Raw genomic sequence first — 19,085 nt, 5'->3', positions numbered from 1 at the left:
AGGGTCGGCGGCAGGCCCGCAACCGAGGCCTGGCCGCTCACAGCACCTCCAGGGTCTCGAGGCTGGGATCCTTGGGCCCGGAGACGGATGCGCCGGCGCTGCGCACGAGCTTCAAGAAGTCCACCACCTCGGGCGTGATGCGCTCGCCCGGGCAGAGAAGGGGGATGCCCGGCGGGTAGCAGGTGACTACCTCGGCGGCAATGCGCCCGGTGGCCTGCTCCAGGCCGACCGCTCGGTGACGACCGAAGAAGGCTTCCCGGGGTGGCAACTCGACCACCGGTTGCCGCACCACGTCGGCGGCCAGCGGCTGTGCCGCCCGCAACAGCGCCCGGGTCTCGGGCGTGGAGTGCTCGTCGGCGTGGGCGGCGATCTCTGCCAGCACCTCCGCCAGCCGTTGGACGTCGTCTTCGTCGTTGGCGTAGCTCACGATGAAAAGCACGTAAAAGAGGTCGGGCATCTCGGGCTGCACCGGCCCCAGCTCGCGCAGCAGCCGCTCGACCTGGTGCCCTGTCAGACCCAGGTGCTTGACCAGGACGGCCACCTTGGTCGGGTCGAAGCCGGCGGCCCCCGGGGCGCCCGGCGCCGGCTCGAAGGCGACGACGCCCTCGATGCCCTCGACGCGTTGGCGCAGGAGCCGTGACAGGGAAAGGGCCCGATCGAGGAGCTCGTGCCCGCCCGTGGCCATCTGCATGCGTGCCGCATCCAGGGAGCTCATCAGCAGGTACGAAGCGCTCGTGCTCTGCAGCAGCCGCAAGACCGCCTGCACCCGCCCGAGGTCGATCCGGTCGCCCTTGACGTGCAGCATCGAGGCCTGGGTGAAGCCGCTCAGCATCTTGTGGATACCGTGGGCGCAGGCGTCCGCGCCGGCCTCCAGGGCCGGGGTGGGGAAGGCTTCGTGGAAGCGGAAGTGCGGCCCGTGGGCCTCGTCTACCAGCAGGACCTTGCCTCGCTCGTGCACCATGGCGGCGATTGCCTCGAGGTCGCTGGTCACCCCGTGGTAGGTAGGGCTGACCAGCAGGACGCCACGCACATCGGGGGAGCGCTCGAGAGCCCGGCCAACCTCCTCCGGCGTGACGCCCAGGGCGATGCCCCACTCGGTGTCGACCTCCGGCGTCACGTAGACCGGGACGACGCCGCTCAAGATGAGCCCCCCGATGATGGACTTGTGGACGTTGCGGGCGACGATGAGCCGGTCGCCCGGGTCACACGCCGAGAGGATCATGGCCTGCACGCCGGCGGAGGTGCCGTTGACCAGGAAGAAGGAGTGATCGGCCCCGAACGCCTCGGCCGCGAGCTCTTCCGCCTCCTGGATGACGCCCCGCGGCTGGTGGAGGTCGTCGAGCCCCAGCACCCCGGTGACGTCCATGCCAAACACGTCCCGGCCCATCACCTGCGTGATGCGGGGGTCCGCTCCGGGCCCGCCCCGGTGCCCCGGCATGTGGAACCGCACGACCCCGCTTTGCCAGTAGTCCACCACGGCGTCGAGCAGTGGCGTGCGGATCTGGCGCGATACGTCGACCCTGGGAAGGGCGCGGGCGTGGCCCTGGAAGGGCCTTACTCCGATCACGTGCATACGCCCCCTGTTCTGGCTGACAATCTGTTCCTGAGAACATCCGCCCTTCACGCTATGCCCGAGGGGATGGCCGGGTTCGGAAAGGACAGCCGTGACGGGCCAGAGAGGCGGCCATGAGCCCATGAACGGTCGAGGAGCCCCGCCGGGTGGCCCGTGGCGTGTGCTGGGGGCCACGGTAGCGGTCATCGCGCTGGCTTATGCCCTGAGCCGGGCCTTGCCGCAGGCGCGGGCGAGGAGCGTGGACTACGGGCCGTTGCAGCGCCAGATCCTGGGGTTCATCGAGACGAGGCCCCAACGCTTCGGGATCTACTTCAAAGACGTGCGGTCGGGCCAGGAGTGGGGCATGGACGCCGATCGGCCCTTCCAGGCGGCGAGCACGGTGAAGGTACCCATCGCGTTGCTCGTCAACCAGTTGGTGGCAGAGGGCAAGCTGCACTGGTCCGACCGGATCACCTATCGGAAGGACCTGGACTACTCCGGCGGCGCGGGCGTGCTACAGTTCGACGGCATCGACGGGACGTCCTACTCCCTGCGGGTCCTCACCAACCTGCTCATTACCGTGAGCGACAATGTAGCCTGGCAGATGCTGACGCGCTTTTTGGGGAAGGAGACCATCGCCGCCTACATGCGCCAGCTCGGGGGCAAGACCGTCTTCCCCGGGGGGGAGAACGTCAGCACGGCCCGCGACATGGGGGCCTACATGCAGGCCGTGCTGGACTTCGCAAGCCGCCACCCCGATCTCGGCAACCGGCTCCTGGACGACCTGTCGCACACGATCTGGCACGTCGGCCTCCCGGGGCGATTGCCGCCCACGGTACGGGTTGCCCACAAAGAAGGCGACGTGCAAGGGGTGGCGGACGACGTCGGCATCGTCTTCGCCCGTCAGCCGTACATCCTGGCCATCATGTCGGAGGGCGTGCAGGACATCGAAAGCGGCTTTGCCGACATCGCCCGCATCTCCCGCATGGTCTACGACTTCCAGGAAAAGGTGGCCGTCCGCTGAAAGCCGGCGCGCCGGCCCGGCTGCTTGGGCCCGTTTGTCTCACTCTCCCATGACCTTGAGGATCACGCGCTTGGGGCGCTGCCCGTCGAACTCCGCGTAGTAGATCTGCTGCCAGGGGCCCAGGTCGGCTCTCCCGCCGGTGACCGGGACCATGACCTGGTGGTGCACGAGCAGGCTCTTGAGGTGGGCGTCGCCGTTGGTCTCGCCCGTGCGGTGATGCCGGTAGTCCGGGCGGTACGGCGCCAGCTTCTCCAGCCACTCGTCGATGTCCTGGATGAGCCCGTCCTCCGCGTCGTTGACCCATACCCCGGCGGTGATGTGCATGGCCGAGACCAGCACCAAGCCTTCGCGAATTCCGCTCTTGCGAATGGCCTCCTGTACTTTCTCCGTGATGTTGACGTACTGGCGTTTGGTGGGCGTATGGAAGGTCAGGTATTCGGTGTGCCATTTCATGGCGGGCACCTCCCGATCGAGAAGTACCCTGGCAGGTACGGTACCGTCCTGCCATGGTATGCTGTCACTGTTCCCACAGTGTAAGGCGGAGGTGGAACGTCGTGGCGTCAGGGCAGGTGTTGGGTAACGTCCAGGTGGACCGGCTGCGGGAGAGCATGCGCCGGGCGGCGGAGAATCCCTCCGCAGCGGTCCTCCAGGTCGAGATGGAGGGCAGCTGGGACTTCACCGAGGGCCAGCCCCAGTACAAGGGCTCCGTCGCCACTCCGGCGCGCGGGCCCGTCGAGCTCGTGGCCGACTTCCCTCCCCAGTACGGAGGGTGGGGCGAGGCGCCGAGCCCTATCCAGTACTGCCTCTACGCCTCCACGGGGTGCTTCCTCTCGACGTACGCCCTGGTGGCGGCGCTCGAAGGGGTGGCTTTGCGTTCCCTGAAGGTGAAGCTCTCTGCCCGCCTCAACATGCAGCGGTTCCTGGGCGCGGGCGACGCCCCGGTCGTCGAGTCGATGAAGTGGACGGTGCTGGCCGATGCCGACGCCGGCATGGAAACCCTCGACCGGCTGCGGGTGCTGGCAGAGGAGCGGTGCCCCGCCACCTGGTGCCTGCGCAACCCCGTGCCTCTCCAGACCGAGGTCCAGCGCATCACGCCCTGAGGACCTGCCGGGGGCGTGCCGTCCTCAGGCCTCGATCCACCACGGCTGGGACCACGCGGCGCGGCCGTCCGGCTCGATGACCTCGGCCCGGACGTAGCCCTCGTCGCCCCGGACGGCGTAGCTCGCCCGGCGGCCCTCCACCTGGACGAGCAGCCGACCCCCCTTTCCCATCAACCGGATGCGAGGCGGCACGCCCGGCGCCGCCTCGTCTTCCGGGGGGACTGCCTCGACGACGACCCGGGAGCGACCGCCGTCCCGTTCCCACCGGAAGATGGCGCGGGCGCCCGTGCTGGGGTAAAAGGCCCCACGACGCAGCGCCTCCCGCACCATGCCTGCCAGCCGGGCGGCCGGCAGGGAGAGGTCCCAGGTCTGTTCGACCGCTACCCAGACCCACGCCCGTCCCACCTGCTCGGGACGGTGCGAGTCGTCGACGGCCGTCGCCCACAGCGGCAGCGCCGGGCCACGCCTCGCGAGCGCCTCGTCCCACAGGGCCACGTTGGCGCCCGTCCGAGAGTGGTGGTTGACGATCTCGACGAGGTCGAGCAGGGGATCGGCCAGCGCCTCGATCCGCCAGCGCCCGGTGCCGAAATTGCCGTCCCAGGCCGGATGGGCGGCCATCGCCAGGGCGCCCTGCCGCCGGGTCGCCTCCAGCTTGCGGTGGGCGCTCGCCAGCAGCGGCACCGGCTCCGTCGTGAACAGCCTCACCAGGTGGCGGCCCAGGGGCGGGAAAGGGCGGACCAGGGTGCTCTCTTCGCCCGGCACGACCAGGATGCCATCCACGACCGCCGCCCGCTCCCACACGCGGTCGTGATCCGTCACGCACAGGAAATCGAAGCCCCGGAGCCGGTACGCCGCGAACATGTCCTCGGGCGGCACCCGCCCGTCGAAGGACCGGGAGGTGTGCACGTGCAGCTGGCCTTTCAGCCAGCGCACCCGGTTCATGGGGCCACCTGCTCCTGCGCCGTTCGGCCGGCGGGCACGAGGGCCCTCACCAGCCGCCGGAAAGCCTGCCCCATCGGCACGCGCTCGAGTTCGCCGGGGCCCACCCACCGGGTTGCAAGAGGGGGGGCATAGTCGGGACGCTCTTCCGCGGCCCGGGCGGCGCCGCCGTTTCGTGGGGGAAGGCCCCTCCCTCGGGCCTGCACGCGAAATGCCCGCATCTCCCAGATCCGGTGGCTGAAGACGTGGCGCCCTTCGGCGACCGCCGTGCCGAGGGCGCCTTCCAGGCCGGCCTGCTGCATGGCCCGGCGCGCCCCTGCCTCCCACTCCTCCCCGGGCTGGAGCTCGACGGCAGGCAGGGCCCACAAGCCGCCCAGCAACCCGTCGGGCGGCCGCTCCACCAGCAGCAACCGGCCTGCCGAATCGAAGGCCGCCACGGCCGCCACTCTCACCACCGGCGAGGGGGCGGGGCCTCTTCGCTTGGCCGGCAGCTCCTCTTGCAGCCGGTACGCCCACGCCGCGCAGAAACGCCGGATCGGGCATGGTCCGCACTCCGGGGCCGGCCGGCAGATGCGGCTGCCCAGCTCCATGAGGCCCTGGGTGAAGTCTGCCGCCCGGCCCTCGGGCACCATCCCTCTGGCCCACGCCCCGAGCCGGCGCATCGAGCCCGGCCCGGGGGGATCCCAGACCATGAGCACCCGGGAGAGCACCCGGCTGGCGTTGGTATCGATGGCCGGCTCCGGCCTGCCGTACGCGATGCTCGCGATGGCCCTGGCCATGTACGGGCCGACGCCCGGGAGCGTCTCGAGGACGAGCGGGTCGTCGGGGACCCGCCCGCCGTACCGTTGGACGATGGTGCGGGCCGCCTGGTGGAGGTACCGGGCCCGCCGGTAGTAGCCGAGCCCCTGCCAGACCTCGAGGACGCTCTCCAGCGGCGCCTCGGCCAGAGCCTGCAAGGTCGGGAACCGCTGCACGAAGCGCTCGAAGTACGGCACGACGGTCTGCACCTGGGTCTGCTGCAGCATGAACTCCGAAACCATGACCCGATACGGGTCGGGACGGTCGCGCCACGGAAGCGCCCTCTTCGCGCCTTCGAACCAGCGCACCAGGGCCTCTCCGAGCTCGGGGATGGGCAAAGTGTCCTCCTTCCACCGGGCCGCCTGGCGCCCCGCGGCCCCGGCCCTATGGCCTGCTTTCTCCTCGGAGGCTCCCTGGGACTCCCACCGGGCCAGGACTTCGGGCACCTCCCCGACGTGCAGCACGGCCGCGTCCGGCAGGGCGTAAGGGAGGAGCCACCGGTCGGCCGCAGGCCTCCGATCGGCGATGGCCGCCACCTCCGTGTGCCATTCGGGCATCCCGTCCAGCACTTCAGGGCGCTCCCAGGGCGGCCGCCGGGCGAGGAGCTCGAAACGGGAAAGGCGCGGCGGGATGACCCAGACGGCCCGGATGCCGGCCGCCCGCGCGGCGGCGACGTCGTACAGCAGGTCGTCGCCTACGTGCACGAAGGGGCGCCGGCTTTGGCCGCCTTCGACCCAGGTGAAAGCCCGGGCATCGGGCTTGGCCCATCCCGTCAGGTCGGGCGCGCCGAAGCGTTGGAAGGCGTCGAGGATGCCCAGCGCCTCGAGCACCGGGCGCTGGTAGGCCCATAGACCGTTGGTGGTCACCACGAGCTGGTGGCCATCCCGGCGCAAGGCGGCCAGGGCGGCCGGTACCGTTGCGTGCATGAAGGAGATGGCGGTGCCGGCCCTGGCGAGGCGCTCCACCGTAGCTTCAACCGGCTCCTCGGGAACGCCCGGGACGCCGTGGCGGCCCGCGACGGCCGCGATGATGTCGGTCCAGTCGTACGCCCAGGCCGCAAGCGATCCCGCGGGCGGCCCGGAGGCGGCGGCCTCCCGGCTCGCGGCCAGGCGGCGCCGGTACTCCTCGGTCAGCGCTTCCATGGCCATGGCCTCGCTGCCGCCGAAGGCGGGGGCAAGGGCCCGGGTCACCTGGGGGAAGATACCGTCCCGGAAGGGGTTGCGCATCAGCACCCCATCCAGGTCGAAGCTAATCGTGACCATGGCTCTCCGCCCGGGTGGAGAGGACCGAGGCCATGCGATCCGGGTAGTCGGTGATGATGCCGTCCACTCCCAACGCGGCCAGCCGGCGCATGGAGGCGACGTCGTCGACGGTCCAGACGTGGACCGGTACGCCACGCCGGTGCAGGACGCGGATCAAGCTCTCCGTCACGACGGGAAGGACCCCCTGTCGCTCCGGTACCTGTACCACCTGGCCCGGCGGTGTCCAGAAACCGCCCAGGCCCAACCTTACCATGATCACCATACGCAGCGCCTCGCCGGCACCGGTGGAGGTGAGGACGCCGGGCGCGTCCCGGCGCACCTGCTGGAGCACCCGGTCGCTGAAAGAGGCGACCACGACGCGGCCGCGTGCCCCGGCAGCATCGATGGCCTGGAGCACCCTGGCGGCGAAGCCGGGGTCGTCCGGCTTGATCTCCACGACGAAGCGCGCCTCGGGGAAGGCGCGCAGCACGTCCTCCAGCCGGGGAATGCGCACTCCCTTGCCGCGATACGGGAAGCTGGCGCCGTCCGGGCTGAAGCGGTACCCGGCGTCGAGGGCCTCCGCCTGCCCGAGGTCCATGGAGGCGATCTCGCCGGTGCCGTCCGTCGTCCGGTCGACCCGCTCGTCGTGCAGCACGACCACCTCGCCGTCTCGGGTGGGCCGGACATCCAGTTCCAGGTAGCTGGCGCCCCAGCGCAGGCCTTCCTGGAAGGCGGCCAGGGTGTTTTCCGGCGCGAGGCCCGCGCCGCCGCGATGGGCGATGTTGAGGGGACCTGCCGAAGTGGCCCACAGCGACCGGGATGCTTCGGTGAGAGGGACGGGGCTCGGGGCCGCTGCGCTCGCCGCCGCCACCAGCACCGCCGCCACGGCCGCGATGCCCACGTACGGTCCGACGGGTACGCGGCTCGACGAAGCAATGCTCGGGATACGCCGCTGGCGGGCGCGCTCGGAGAGCTCCCTGGGAGGTGACGCCAACCCCGTACGCAGGAAGACGAGCGGCGCCACGACGGCCACCCAGACCGCTGCGACGGCGTAGGCGAGGACGGCGGGAAGGCCGGGTGGCACCACGCGCTGGATGAGCAGGGCCATTCCCACGAGCCCCGCCAGCCCCACCAGCGATCGGGCGACGTGCTGGACAGCGCTTGCGCGCTCCCCGTACGGGATCCCCGGCAGCGCCACCATGTCGGCGGTGAGCAGGCCGATGAGGAAACCCAGGGCCCGCTCCGACGTGCCGGAGGGGGAGAGGGGGAACAACAGGAGCGGCACGGCCACGGCCAGCCCCATCTTCCATCCCCGGCCCCATCGCTCCCCGGGCTGCCGGGCGAAGATCACGGCGCCGGCGGCGATCACGAGGAGGCCGAGGGCCCACCCGCCCAGCACGTCCCCCAGGAAGTGCACTCCGAGGTACAGGCGGGAAAGCGAGATCATGGCGACCATCAACCCTGCGAGCGCGATGACCCAAGGGCGGGGGAACTCGATGGCGAGCCAGCCCCACAGCGTCATGCTTCCCTGGGCGTGACCCGAAGGAAAGCCGGCGCCCGCGGCCTCGGCCAGCCGCAGGATCCCTCCCACCCCGGGCTCCGGCCGGGGCATGGCCATCCACTCCTTCACGACCCCGTTGAGCCAGATCGACAGCAGGAAGATGACCGCGAGGCGGTGCCCCTTGTACCGGTCGATCCCCCAGTACACCACCGGGATGAGGAGGATGTAGGCCAACTCGGTGCCCAGGTTCGTGAACGCCAGGAACCATTGATCGAGGAACGGCGACCGGAACTGCTGCAGCCCATGGATGATCCCGGTATCCCACATGGAGCCCGAACTCCCTCCCGTGCCGTGCGCCTGGACTCCGGGGTTCGGCCTTCCGGCGTTTCGTCCCTGCGTTGGGCGGATAACGCAGGAGGAACTAGTATCTTTATCGAAGACGAGGCGCGATGCTGGATCCGATGGGGCGGGGGGCTCACGAGAAACGCGATGAGCAGGGTAAAGCGCACCTTGGGACTGCTTGCAATCGCTTCGAGTATCTTCGTGCTGTGGCAGGTCCCACACCTCGCAGGAGGCGTCGCTCTTGCGGCGCCACAGGGAGAGCCGGTTGAAATCGGCGTCATCACCTCGTTAAGTGGCCGTTTTGCAACCTTTGGAACCATGCAAATGGCCGGGTATCGAGTCGCCCTGGAGGAAATCGAAAGCCGGGGCGGCGTGCTGGGCAGGCCCCTCAAGCTGCTGGTCGAAGACGACGCCAGCGACCAGAACGCGGCCCTTTCGGCCGCCGAGCGGCTGCTCCGGCGCGGGGTGCCGGTGATCCTGGGCACCTACGCGAGCGGCATCAGCAAGCCCCTGGCGCAGTACATGGCCCGCCGGCAGGCCCCGCTCCTGGTGACGGGCAGTGCCGACGACGCCATCACCCGGCCCGGGTCGGAGTGGGTCTTCCGGGCCAAGACCAACGCGTCGGCCTACGCCCGCTCGTTGCTCGACCTGGCCGATCGGCTGGGCGGGATGAAGCGGATCGCGATCCTCGCCGGCTCGGGGGCCTTCGAGCAATCGGTGGCGGACGCCGCCGAGCGGCTGGCGGGCCAGCGCGGCTACCGGGTCGTGGCGAGGGAGGCGTACGACCGGGGTCTCACCGACTTTCGTCCCATCCTCAACCGCTTCCGGACGCTCGACCCTGACATCCTGTTCATGGTGTCCTACGAGGAGGACGCCGTCGCCATCATGCGGCAGGTGAAGGAGGTCAATCTCAACGCCCGGATGTTCGCAGGAGGCGCGGCCGGGTTCGCGCTGGAGTCCTTCGTCAAAGGAGCCGGCGACGCCGCGGAGTGGGTCTTCTCCGCGACGTCGTGGACGCCGCAGGTGCGCTATCCGGGAGCGCAACAGCTGTACGAGAAGCTCAAGGCCGAGCTCCACGGCACCGAACCGTCCTACCATGCCGCCGAGGCGTACATGGCGCTCATCGTCGCGGCCGACGCCATCAACCGTGCGGGCAAGCTCGACAAGGCGGCGATCCGCGATGCGCTGCGGGCCACCCGCCTGACGACGGCAGCGGGGCCCGTCGAGTTCAAGGATTACGACGGCTTCCGCAACCAAAACCCCATCTCCATGGTGGTGGAGCAGGTGCAGGACGGCCGGTTCGTCACGGTGTTCCCCGAAGAGGTGGCCGCCGGCCAGCCGCGCTTTCCCACCCCGGCGTGGGCGAAGCGGTGATACCCGATGGATCGGTGGACGGCGCTGTTGCAGGTGGTGGCCTCCGGTCTTCTCACCGGAGGCCTCTACGCCCTGGTGGGCATCGGGTTGAGCCTCATCTTCGGGGTCATGAGGGTGGTCAACTTCGCGCACGGGGAGTTCCTGGCCCTGGGGATGTACGGGGCGCTGCTGTTGTTCAATCGCTGGCACGTGGACCCGTTCGCCTCGGTGCTGGCCATCTTGCCGGCCGGCTTCGTGCTGGGATACGGGGTCGAGAGGGGCCTGCTCTCCCCGCTCGCCCGGGCCCCGGAGCAGTCGCTCATCCTGATGACCGTCGGCCTCGGGCTCATCCTCAGCAACCTGCTGCTCTTCGCCTTCGGTGCCCATCCGCAGAGCATCTACACGGCGTACTCCACGGCCACGTTCCACGTGGGCGGCGTCAGCCTGAGCCGGGCGCTCTCGGCCTCCTTCGGCGTCACGGTCCTGGTCATCGCGCTCTTGTACTATCTGTTGCTGCGCACCGAGCTGGGCCGGGCCATCCGGGCGACGGCCCAAAACCCCCAGGCGGCCGAGCTCCAGGGGATCGACACGGCCCGGATCCGGGCGGTGGTGTTCGGGTTGGGCGTGGCGCTGGCGGCCGTGGCGGGCACGTTGATGCTGCCCATCTTGTACGTCATCCCGACCATCGGGGGCGTCTTCACGCTCAAGGCGTTCGTCGTGACCGTGCTGGGCGGGATGGGCAACGTGGCCGGGGCCATCGGGGGCGGGCTCTTGTTGGGGCTGGCGGAGAGCCTGGGGGCGACCTACGTGTCGAGCGGCTACCGAGACGCCTTCGGCCTGCTTGCCTTCTTGCTGGTGCTGCTGGCTCGCCCTGCCGGGCTCTTCGGCAAGAGCAGGGTATAGGGCCCGCGGCGCGGCGGGTTCCGGCGCCAGCATGCCACGAGAGGACGAAAGGCGCATGAGCAACGACGCGAAGCCCATGTGGGCGCGGCTCGGGGCCGCCACGGGCGTGGCCTTGCTGCTCGTGGCTTACCCGCTGCTCTTCCCTGGGGCGCTCAACGTCGGCGTGACGTTGGTGCTGTTCGCGGCGCTGGCGTACGCCTGGGACGTGCTGGGCGGCTGGGCCGGCCAGCTCTCCTTGGGCCATGCGGCCCTGGTGGGCCTCGGGGCGTACACGTTCGGGCTGCTGACGCAGTCGCCGGCATGGGCGCGCTTCGGGGCGGAGGGGATCGGGCTGGCCCTGGCCGCCACCGCTGCCGTAGCGGCCGTGGCGACGCTCCTTTGGGGATGGATTGCTTTCCGTCTGCGGGGCCCCTACTTCACGCTGTCGACCATTGCGGTGGCCGAGATCCTGCGGCTGGTCGCCACCAACGAACGGCGCTGGACAGGGGGCGCCGAGGGGCTCTTCCTGGCCAATCTCCCGCCCGTGGCAGGGCTCGACCCCTTCGACCGCACGGTCGAGTACTACGCGGCGCTGGTGTTGTTGGGGGCAGCGATGGCGGGCGCGTGGTGGCTGTCGCGCAGCCGGTTCGGCTACTACCTGCAGGCGATCCGGGAAGACGAGGACGCGGCCATGGCGCTCGGCATCGCGCCCTTGCGCTACAAGCTCCAGGCCTTTGCCTTGAGCGGGGTGGCGACGGCGCTCGGCGGAGCGCTTTACGCCGTCTTCCTCTCCTTCTTCGAGCCCCACGGCGTCTTCGACATCGGCCTCAGCATCCAGATCGCGCTGGTGGCCATCATCGGGGGCACGGGTACCCTCTTCGGGCCGCTCATCGGGTCGGCGGTGCTGGTGTTGTCGGCGGAGTTTTTCCGGGCCTCGTTCCGCGAGGCCAACCTGCTGATCTACGGCATCCTCATCGTGCTGGTGGTGCGCTTCGCTCCCCAGGGGATCGTGGGGACGCTCGGCGGCCTGGAGAGGAGGTGGCGCGCCCGTCATGAACGGGATGCGGCAGCCCATCCTGCGGTTGAAGGGCTTGAGCGTGGCCTTCGGGGGGCTTCTCGCCCTTCGTGACGTGAGCTTCGACGTCTACCCGGGGGAGATCGTGGGGCTCATCGGCCCTAACGGTGCGGGCAAGACCACGCTGTTCCACGCGGTGAGCGGGTACCTCTGGCCCCGCTCGGGGGAGGTGTGGTTCGACGGGCACAGGGTCACGGGTCGACCCCCGTACCTCCTGGCCCGCATGGGTATCGCCCGCACCTTCCAGATCGTGCGCCCCTTTCCACAGCTGTCGGTGCTGGAAAACGTGATGGTGGGGGCCTTCCTGGCGGAGGGCCGGCGGGCGGGCGCGCGGCGGGCGGCCTTGGAGATCCTGGAGTGGACGGGGCTTGCCGATCGGGCGTATGCGGCGGCCCGGGAGCTCACCCTGGCGGGCCGCAAGCGCCTGGAGATCGCGCGGGCGCTGGCGCTGCGGCCGCGTCTTTTGTTGCTGGACGAGGTGGTCGCCGGCCTCAACCCTTCCGAGGCGGACGCCACGGTCAGGCTCATCCTGGCCATCCGCGAGCGCGGCATCACCATCGTGGCCGTCGAGCACATCATGCGGGTCATCATGCAGATCTCCGACCGCATCGTCGTGCTGCACCACGGCGAGAAGATCGCCGAGGGCCCGCCGGGCGAGGTGGCCTCCAACCCCCTCGTCGTCGAGGCGTACCTGGGTACCCAGGAGAGCGGCGCCGGGAAGGGGGCAGCGTCCCGTGCTGCTGGAGGTTGACGGGATCGATGTCTACTACGGCGACGTCCAGGCGCTGTGGGGCGTCAGCTTCCGGGTCGAGCGCGGCGAGAAGGTCGCGCTGGTGGGCGCCAACGGCGCCGGCAAGACGACTGCCTTGCGAGCCGTCTCGGGGCTGTTACACCCGCGCCGGGGGCGCGTCCTCTTCGGCGGGCGCCCCATCGAGCGGATGACGGCGCACCGGGTCACCGATCTCGGCATCGCGCACATCCCGGAGGGCCGCCAGCTCTTCCCCCTGATGAGCGTCGAGGAAAACCTCCTGGCCGGAAGCTACCTGCCTCGCGCCCGGCCGCACCGCCGGGCCAATCTGGAGCGGGTCTACACCTTGTTTCCGCGCCTTGCGGAACGGCGCCGCCAGGACGCCGGCACCCTCTCCGGCGGCGAACAGCAGATGGTGGCCATCGGCCGGGCGCTCATGAGCGAGCCGGCTTTGCTCATCCTCGACGAACCCTCGTTGGGCCTGGCGCCGGTGCTGGTGCAGGAACTCTTCCGCGTCATCCAGCGAATTGCCCGGGACGGCACCACGGTCCTCCTGGTGGAGCAAAACGTGCACCAGGCCCTGACCGTCGCCGACCGGGCCTACGTGCTGGAGAACGGGAGGGTCGTGATGGAGGGAGCGGGAAGGGAGCTGCTGGCCCACCCCGGGGTCCAGGCGGCATACCTGGGCGTGGGATGATTTCCCGTGGAGCTCCCAGGCCACCCAAGAGGATCCGGCCGGGCGCACACGAACCGAAACGGCGGGGGAGAGGCGATGGCCCGTTGCGCAAGAGCACAGGAGCCGGCGCGAGGCCGGCACGGCACGGGTCCTGGCTACTGGTAGCCAAGACGCTCTTGGTCGTGGCCATCGCAGGCGCGGCCTGGCCGGGCGGGGCCACCGGCGCAACGCGGGTGCTCCAGGAGGGCATGTGGGGCGACGACGTCCGGCAGGTGCAGGAGACTCTGCGGGAGCTCGGTTTCCGGACCGTCAATCCCAACGGGTACTACGGCCCTGAGACCACCCAGGCGGTGAAGGCGCTGCAGCGGGCCATGGGGCTCCCCGCGGACGGGGTGACCGGGTCGGCCACCGCCCGGGTGCTCGACGCGCTCGGCACACCGTACCGTTACCGCGTGGAGCAGGGCGATACCCTGTGGAACGTGGCCCGCCGCTTCGGCACCACCATGGAGGCGCTCATGGACGCCAACGGGATGGAGGATACTATGCTCCATCCCGGCCAGACCATCACCATCCCCACCGTGCGCCGGCTGTTCGTGCCGGTGGCCGTGCAGCTGAGAGACCTGGCGGCCCGCCTCGGAGTGCCCGGAGAGGCGATGGCCCGGCTCAACGGCCTGCGCCTGACCGACACGCTCCAGGCAGGCAGCCTCATCTGGACTCCGCTGCCGCAGCTGTGACGCCGGGAGGCAGGACCAGGCGGGCGACGGCGTCGACCTGCGAGGCCCAGTACGCGCCGCCGATCCGGATGCCGGTCTCGACCACGCGACCCTGGCTGGCGCTGGCCACCACCACGCGTACCACGCCCGGCATCACGACGTGGACGATGCCGACCCCCGTGACCTGCCCGGTGGACGGCGACTTGAAGAAGAGCAGGTCGCCCGGCCGGGCCTCCTCGATTGAGACCTCCGTGGAGTTGTACCGCCGCAGCATGGCCGAGGTCACGTACTCCGCGGTCCTCCCCTGGTCCGGGGGACCGGCGAAGAAGCGGACGCCCGGCACGGCGGCCCGCAGCGCGTTGACCACCAGGCCCGACGCGTCCACGCCGGCAGAGGCAGCTGCCCGGGGATCGGAGCCTTGGAGCCGGAGGTACTCGTCGACCGTGGTCTTGCCCCCGAGCCGGAAGGGCACCCCGGCTTCCACGTAGCGCAAGCTCTCTCGCAGCGCGCTCAGAGCCGGCTCCTGGCCTATCACCACGCCGGCCGAAGCCTGCTCCCCCGCCGGCGCTGCGCCGGACGCAGCTCCTTTCTCCTGCGCTGCGGCCTGCGTGCCGGCCAGCCCGGCAAGCAAGGCGACCAGCAGGAGCGCTCCGGTCACGCGGGCCCGGCGCAGGACCGGCCTGCGTGCATCGCGCTGGTTCGGCGTCGTCACCACGACACGACCGCCCCTCCGTGGCCCGGGAGCCGCAACGTCGCAGCCAGCCGGGCCGCATCTTCGGCCATGGTTACGTTATTGAAGAAACACCAGATATCCTCCTGGCTTTCCAGGTGCTGGGATACTCGCCACGCCAGCTCCTGGATCTCGGCGTCGGTGTACCGGTGGCCGTACCCTCCGACGCCGTGCAGCCGGTAGTAGATCACTCCGGGGGTGAGGGAGGGCCTGCGGAAGGGGTCGGTGCCATGCACGAGCCCCAACTCCTCGCACAGCGACCGCACCAGGTCGTCCGGCCACGGGCCACGGGGTTCCCACACGAAGACGGACCCCTCCCTGCGGTAGCGGGTGAAGAAGGCGCGAAGGGCGGCGACATTGGCAGGCTCGGGAGCGAACGAGGCCGGAGTCTGGAAGAGCACGACCCGCGCCCCGAGGGCATCGGCCACCTCGAGGGTGCGCCGCATGGCCTCCTCGACCACGGGCGCGTCTCGGAAGAAGCCGCACGCGGCCCTCTCCTGCTCATCGAGCGGCGTGCGCAGCCGCCGGTAGGTGGGGCTCGACGCCGGATGGGTGACGAGCTGCCACGCTTTGACGGCGAACGCGAAGTGCTCGGGCGCCGAGCGTTTCCACCGCAGCGCCGTCTCGAGGCGAGGAGGCTCGTAGAACGTCTGCTGGATCTCGATGGCGTTGAACTGCCGGAAATACTTCGCCTGGCTCAGTGACCATCCGCACGTGCCCAGCCAGAGCATGTCCTCGACACCGTCCCCGGGCCGTCCCACCGGCCACGTGATGCCTGCAGCGTCGAGGAGTTCGAACAGGACCGCTCAGGAATCCTCGTGATGCGGGCAGAAGGCGGGGTCCACGCTGGTGCGGACGGCGGGTACCGGATCCGGGCCCGCCTCGGGAGGGGCCGGGAGCAGCCGGAGGGCGGAGGGTTGCGCCAGGGTACCGGAGGGCGAGCCGGAGCGCGGCAACAGCCGGGACGGCAGGGGTTGCTCCCGGAGCTCGGGTGGATCGTCGATACCTCCACCGTCCGGCCCCGTCAGGTACGAGGTGACGCCGGAGAAGAGCGCATCGGCCAGCCTCTCTTGCCCTTCGAGGCTGGTGAGGACGGCCCGGTCCCTGGGGTGAGTAAGGAAGCCGAGCTCCACCAGTACGGCGGGGAAGGGGTTGGTGCGCAGGACGTACAGGTCGCCCGGGAGCGCGGCGTTTTGGTTACCGGGCATCACCGGCCGAAGCGCTTCCAGCAGCCGGAGGGCCAGCACCCGGCCCTCGGGGCGGTTGGGTGCGTAAAAGGTCATGACGCCGCTCATCCCCGCATCCCTGGAGGAGTTGGCGTGCAAGCTGACGTAAGCGTCCGGCCCGAGTCGCCTGGAGACGGCCACCCGGGTGGCGAGATCCCGGCGATAGCGCGAACCGGGGCCGGTTCGCATGTGTCCGAGCTCCATGTCCTGGATTCTGGTGAGGCCGGCGCGCGCTCCGGCGGCCCGCAGCAGGCGGGCGAGTTGCAGGCCTATCGGAAGCACCACGTCTTTTTCGTAGAAGCCCCCGGCCACGCAGCCGCTGTCGATGCCGCCGTGGCCGGGGTCCACCACCACGGCCCTGCCGGCCAGAGGGCGGCCCTCGAAGCGGGCTGCGGCCGGCGCGGGCCAGGCGGGCCGGCTCCACCCCGCCAGGATGGCCGTGGCCAGCACGAGCCCTCCCAGCGCGTGCGCGCCTGCCCCCCTGCGCATCTTCAAGGTCTCGTCCCTTCTCTCCGGGAGCCCTTTGGCTACGGTGAGCCGGCGGCGCCGTTTCTATGCGGACTGCAGGAGGGGACTCGGACGGGTTCGCAACGGGATCAGACGGGCTCGCGCAGCGACGATGCCCCTGTCCTCGCGGGCCCGCCCGGCGGCTCTTCGGAGGATACCGCTTCGGGAACGGCGGCGACGGCCGAGCGGTGGACGCTTACCGCCGCGGCGACGGCTCCGGCCATCAGCGAGGGATAGAACGTCAGGAGGCGCCACACCGAGACGAAGATGCCCACCGCCGCCCGGGGCAAGTAAGGCGCCGCGATGGCCGCCATGCCGGCCTCGATCCCGCCCGAGGCTCCCGGGGTGGGCAGGACCCCTCCGACCAGGAAAAGGGGGAATTGGGCGGCGACCAGCACGCCGGCGTGAATGCGGCCTCCCAGGTTGTTGGCCAGGATGGGAGCCACGAGGAAGATCAGAAGGTAGTAAACGAGGAACCCTGCTCCCACCACGGCCATGACCGCCGGGCGCCCGGCCACCACCGTGCGGAACGCGTCGGCCGTCGAGAGCAGGAAGTGGCGGCTGCGCGTGCGGGCCGCCCGCAGGCGCGCCGCCCACGCCGGCATGACACGCTCGAGCCGCCCCAAGAGACGCTCCACGGGCCCGGCCAGCCAATCGAGCTGCAGCAACGCCGCCACCACGCCCAGCAAGCCAAGGGCGTAGACCACCAGGATCCAGCGCAGGATGGCCCGCACCACAGGCAAGCCGGGAAGGGGCACAGGGCTGAACGCCAGGGCGAGGGAAGCGACGAGGAGCACGCTTTGGTTGAGCACCCCGGCGGCGTTGACGGTGGCCAGTGCCTTGGCGTACGGGATGCCGGCTTGCGACAGCACCAGCGCCTCCGCTGCACCTCCGCCGCCCGTGAAAGGCGTGAGGCCGGAGACCATCGCGCCCACCAGCGTGGCCCGGAGCGCCGCCGAGTATGGGATGGGGTACCCCAGCGAACGGGTCATGAGCCACGCGCGAAGGCCGCCGATGGCCCACGTGACGGCTATGAGCCCGAGGGCCGCCCCGACCGCGTCGAGGCGGATGGTGGTGAGCAGCCTCCAGCTGTCGGGCGCCCACGTGGCTTTGAGCAAGAGGCCCAACGTGAGCACCGTGACGCTTGCCCCGACCAAGAGGTTACGCACCAGGTGCGGGCCGTGGCCCCGCTCCTCTTTGGCGGGCCCGTGATGGTTGCGGAGATCACGACGGGCGGGACGCTTGGTGTCTGGCAAAGATCAAACGCAGTCCTTCCAGCGTCAGCAGTGGATTGGTCTCCTCGACGGTCTCGCACTCCGGGGCGATCAGGGAAGCCAGCCCGCCGGTCGCCACCACTCGGGCCTTGCCGCCCACGCTCTTCAGGATCCGCCGCACGATGCCGTCCACCTGGCCCGCAAACCCGAAGACGATCCCCGACTGGATGCTTTCGGCGGTCGTGCGCCCGATCACCGACGGGGGCCGGGAGAGCTCGACGCGGGGCAGTCGCGCCGCCCTCTCGAACAGCGCCTCCGCCGAAATGCCGACTCCCGGGGCGATGGCGCCCCCGACATACTCTCCCCGCGCGTCCACGACGTCAAAGGTGGTGGCCGTACCAAAATCCACCACCACCACGGGTGCGCCGTACAGGTGGACGGCCGCCGCGGCATTGACGATGCGGTCGGCCCCCAGCTCCTCCGGGAACCGGTAGCCGATCTTCACCCCCGCGGGCGTCTCGGGGCCGATCACCAGCGGCTCGATCCCGAAGAACCTGCGGCACGCCGCCCTCCAGGGCTCGGTTTGGGACGGCACCACCGAGCTGATGGCCGCTCCGGTCAGACGGGCCGGAGAAGCGCCATCCAGGTGCATCAGCCCCGAAAGGGTGAGCGCCAGCTCGTCCGCCGTGCGCTCGCGAAAGGTGGTCAACCACCAGTGGTGGACCAGGCGCTCGCCCTCGTATACGGCAACGCCCGTGGTCGTGTTGCCTACGTCGACGGCCAGCAGCATGCGCCGGTTGCCCCTCTCCCGCCACCTCTTATCCTTTCGTAGCCGCTCGGGCGCTCCCTGTCGCAAGGCGGCGGGTCGAAGACGGCTCCCTCGGGGACCGGGACGCCCTTCCCGATCCTTGTATCATGGAAGGTGGGTCGTTCGAAAGGGCAGGTGGTTCACCACGCAAGCAGTTTCGCTCCGTACCTTCCGGGCCATCGTCGCGCGCGTGCTGGACCGCTTTCCCGACGAGGTGCTGGAGCAGCTCGACGCCGGGGTCCTCGTGGTCGAGGATCGCCGCCGGTACCCCAACGACCCGCCCGACGTGTACGTCCTGGGCGAGTACGTGGAAGATCCCGTGCTGGGGCGGCACGTGGTCCTATACTACGGGTCGTTCCTGGCCATCCTTGGTAGTGCATCCCCCGAAGAGATCGAAGAGGAGGTCGTCCGCACCCTGGCCCATGAGCTCCGGCATCACCTGGAAAGCCGCGCGGGGGTCGAGTGGCTGGACGAGCAAGACTGGCGGGAGCTGCAACAGTTGCGCGCTCGAAAGCGCTCCCCGCGCCGCAAGGAGAGGACGCACGACCCTTGACGAAACTTCCGCGATCGGTAACAATCTCGTAACACAGACGGGTTACGACTACATCAGGTGACTGGCCGGCGAGCAGGGAGGGGCCAGAGCCTGTTTTCTTTGG

19 protein-coding genes are annotated in these 19,085 nt (G+C 70.3%); 9 read left to right on the top strand and 10 right to left on the bottom strand.

Going from position 1 to position 19,085, the window contains the following annotated elements:
* Positions 1-37 precede the first annotated feature (37 nt).
* Complete coding sequence (locus U7230_RS11695) at positions 38-1,567, bottom strand: aminotransferase class I/II-fold pyridoxal phosphate-dependent enzyme (protein WP_324716013.1); 1,530 nt, start codon at positions 1,565-1,567, stop codon at positions 38-40.
* A gap of 127 nt (positions 1,568-1,694) precedes the next feature.
* Between U7230_RS11695 and U7230_RS11690 the strand changes: the two genes are divergently transcribed.
* Entirely contained in the window at positions 1,695-2,576 is an 882-nt protein-coding gene (locus U7230_RS11690; protein ID WP_324716012.1) for a serine hydrolase, read from the top strand.
* Between the two features lie 39 nt (positions 2,577-2,615).
* On the opposite strand, the gene U7230_RS11685 is transcribed toward U7230_RS11690, so the two are convergent.
* Positions 2,616-3,029 (bottom strand): secondary thiamine-phosphate synthase enzyme YjbQ, encoded by a 414-nt coding sequence (locus tag U7230_RS11685; protein ID WP_324716011.1) that lies wholly within the window; start codon positions 3,027-3,029, stop codon positions 2,616-2,618.
* Positions 3,030-3,130: 101 nt separating this feature from the next.
* Here U7230_RS11685 and U7230_RS11680 point away from each other — a divergent pair, with 101 nt between their 5' ends.
* Complete coding sequence (locus U7230_RS11680) at positions 3,131-3,676, top strand: OsmC family protein (RefSeq protein ID WP_324716010.1); 546 nt, start codon at positions 3,131-3,133, stop codon at positions 3,674-3,676.
* Positions 3,677-3,700: 24 nt separating this feature from the next.
* Here the strand turns inward: U7230_RS11680 and U7230_RS11675 are convergent, their stop codons facing one another.
* The 3 genes from U7230_RS11675 to U7230_RS11665 are packed head-to-tail and all read right to left on the bottom strand — an operon-like array spanning position 3,701 to position 8,482.
* Positions 3,701-4,618, bottom strand: coding sequence for a PHP domain-containing protein (locus tag U7230_RS11675; RefSeq protein ID WP_324716009.1), 918 nt, complete (start codon positions 4,616-4,618; stop codon positions 3,701-3,703).
* Positions 4,615-6,675 (bottom strand): NUDIX domain-containing protein, encoded by a 2,061-nt coding sequence (locus tag U7230_RS11670; protein WP_324716008.1) that lies wholly within the window; start codon positions 6,673-6,675, stop codon positions 4,615-4,617. Before U7230_RS11670 ends, U7230_RS11675 begins: the two co-directional genes overlap by 4 nt.
* Positions 6,662-8,482, bottom strand: coding sequence for a glycerophosphodiester phosphodiesterase family protein (locus U7230_RS11665; protein ID WP_324716007.1), 1,821 nt, complete (start codon positions 8,480-8,482; stop codon positions 6,662-6,664). The genes U7230_RS11670 and U7230_RS11665 overlap by 14 nt, the downstream gene beginning before the upstream one ends.
* 216 nt (positions 8,483-8,698) lie before the next feature.
* On the opposite strand from U7230_RS11665, the gene U7230_RS11660 reads away from it, so the two are divergent.
* The 6 genes from U7230_RS11660 to U7230_RS11635 all read left to right on the top strand — a co-directional run bounded on the left by U7230_RS11660 (position 8,699) and on the right by U7230_RS11635 (position 13,965).
* Entirely contained in the window at positions 8,699-9,871 is a 1,173-nt protein-coding gene (locus U7230_RS11660) for an ABC transporter substrate-binding protein (protein ID WP_404980673.1), read from the top strand.
* Between the two features lie 6 nt (positions 9,872-9,877).
* Positions 9,878-10,753, top strand: a complete 876-nt coding sequence (locus tag U7230_RS11655) for a branched-chain amino acid ABC transporter permease (protein ID WP_324716005.1) — start codon at positions 9,878-9,880, stop codon at positions 10,751-10,753.
* Positions 10,754-10,808: 55 nt separating this feature from the next.
* A complete protein-coding gene (locus U7230_RS11650; RefSeq protein ID WP_324716004.1) occupies positions 10,809-11,861 on the top strand; it encodes a branched-chain amino acid ABC transporter permease in 1,053 nt (350 codons plus the stop codon).
* The gene (locus U7230_RS11645; RefSeq protein ID WP_404980672.1) at positions 11,794-12,558 is read left to right on the top strand and encodes an ABC transporter ATP-binding protein; all 765 of its coding nucleotides are present in this window, start codon (positions 11,794-11,796) and stop codon (positions 12,556-12,558) included. Before U7230_RS11650 ends, U7230_RS11645 begins: the two co-directional genes overlap by 68 nt.
* On the top strand, positions 12,545-13,252 hold the full coding sequence (locus U7230_RS11640) for an ABC transporter ATP-binding protein (RefSeq protein WP_404980671.1): 708 nt from the start codon (positions 12,545-12,547) through the stop codon (positions 13,250-13,252). Before U7230_RS11645 ends, U7230_RS11640 begins: the two co-directional genes overlap by 14 nt.
* A gap of 83 nt (positions 13,253-13,335) precedes the next feature.
* The gene (locus tag U7230_RS11635; protein ID WP_324716001.1) at positions 13,336-13,965 is read left to right on the top strand and encodes a LysM peptidoglycan-binding domain-containing protein; all 630 of its coding nucleotides are present in this window, start codon (positions 13,336-13,338) and stop codon (positions 13,963-13,965) included.
* On the opposite strand, the gene U7230_RS11630 is transcribed toward U7230_RS11635, so the two are convergent.
* The 5 genes from U7230_RS11630 to U7230_RS11610 form a co-directional block, all read right to left on the bottom strand.
* Positions 13,937-14,659, bottom strand: coding sequence for an NlpC/P60 family protein (locus U7230_RS11630; protein ID WP_324716000.1), 723 nt, complete (start codon positions 14,657-14,659; stop codon positions 13,937-13,939). The two genes, U7230_RS11635 and U7230_RS11630, sit on opposite strands and share 29 nt — an antisense overlap.
* Positions 14,653-15,405 carry a DUF72 domain-containing protein gene (locus U7230_RS11625; protein WP_324715999.1) on the bottom strand — a complete coding sequence of 251 codons (753 nt, stop codon included), beginning with the start codon at positions 15,403-15,405 and terminating at the stop codon, positions 14,653-14,655. Before U7230_RS11625 ends, U7230_RS11630 begins: the two co-directional genes overlap by 7 nt.
* A 75-nt stretch (positions 15,406-15,480) precedes the next feature.
* Complete coding sequence (locus tag U7230_RS11620; RefSeq protein ID WP_324718238.1) at positions 15,481-16,389, bottom strand: N-acetylmuramoyl-L-alanine amidase family protein; 909 nt, start codon at positions 16,387-16,389, stop codon at positions 15,481-15,483.
* Between the two features lie 107 nt (positions 16,390-16,496).
* The gene (locus U7230_RS11615; RefSeq protein WP_324715998.1) at positions 16,497-17,663 is read right to left on the bottom strand and encodes a lysylphosphatidylglycerol synthase transmembrane domain-containing protein; all 1,167 of its coding nucleotides are present in this window, start codon (positions 17,661-17,663) and stop codon (positions 16,497-16,499) included.
* Entirely contained in the window at positions 17,632-18,411 is a 780-nt protein-coding gene (locus U7230_RS11610; RefSeq protein ID WP_324715997.1) for a type III pantothenate kinase, read from the bottom strand. Before U7230_RS11610 ends, U7230_RS11615 begins: the two co-directional genes overlap by 32 nt.
* A 118-nt stretch (positions 18,412-18,529) precedes the next feature.
* On the opposite strand from U7230_RS11610, the gene U7230_RS11605 reads away from it, so the two are divergent.
* Entirely contained in the window at positions 18,530-18,982 is a 453-nt protein-coding gene (locus U7230_RS11605; RefSeq protein WP_324715996.1) for a metallopeptidase family protein, read from the top strand.
* Positions 18,983-19,085 lie beyond the last annotated feature (103 nt).

The organism is Limnochorda sp. L945t (genome assembly GCF_035593305.1).
GTDB classification, from domain to species: Bacteria; Bacillota; Limnochordia; order Limnochordales; family Geochordaceae; genus Carboxydichorda; species Carboxydichorda subterranea.
The sequence above is the reverse complement of the archived record's forward strand: the minus strand, read 5'-3'. Positions and strand labels throughout refer to the sequence as shown.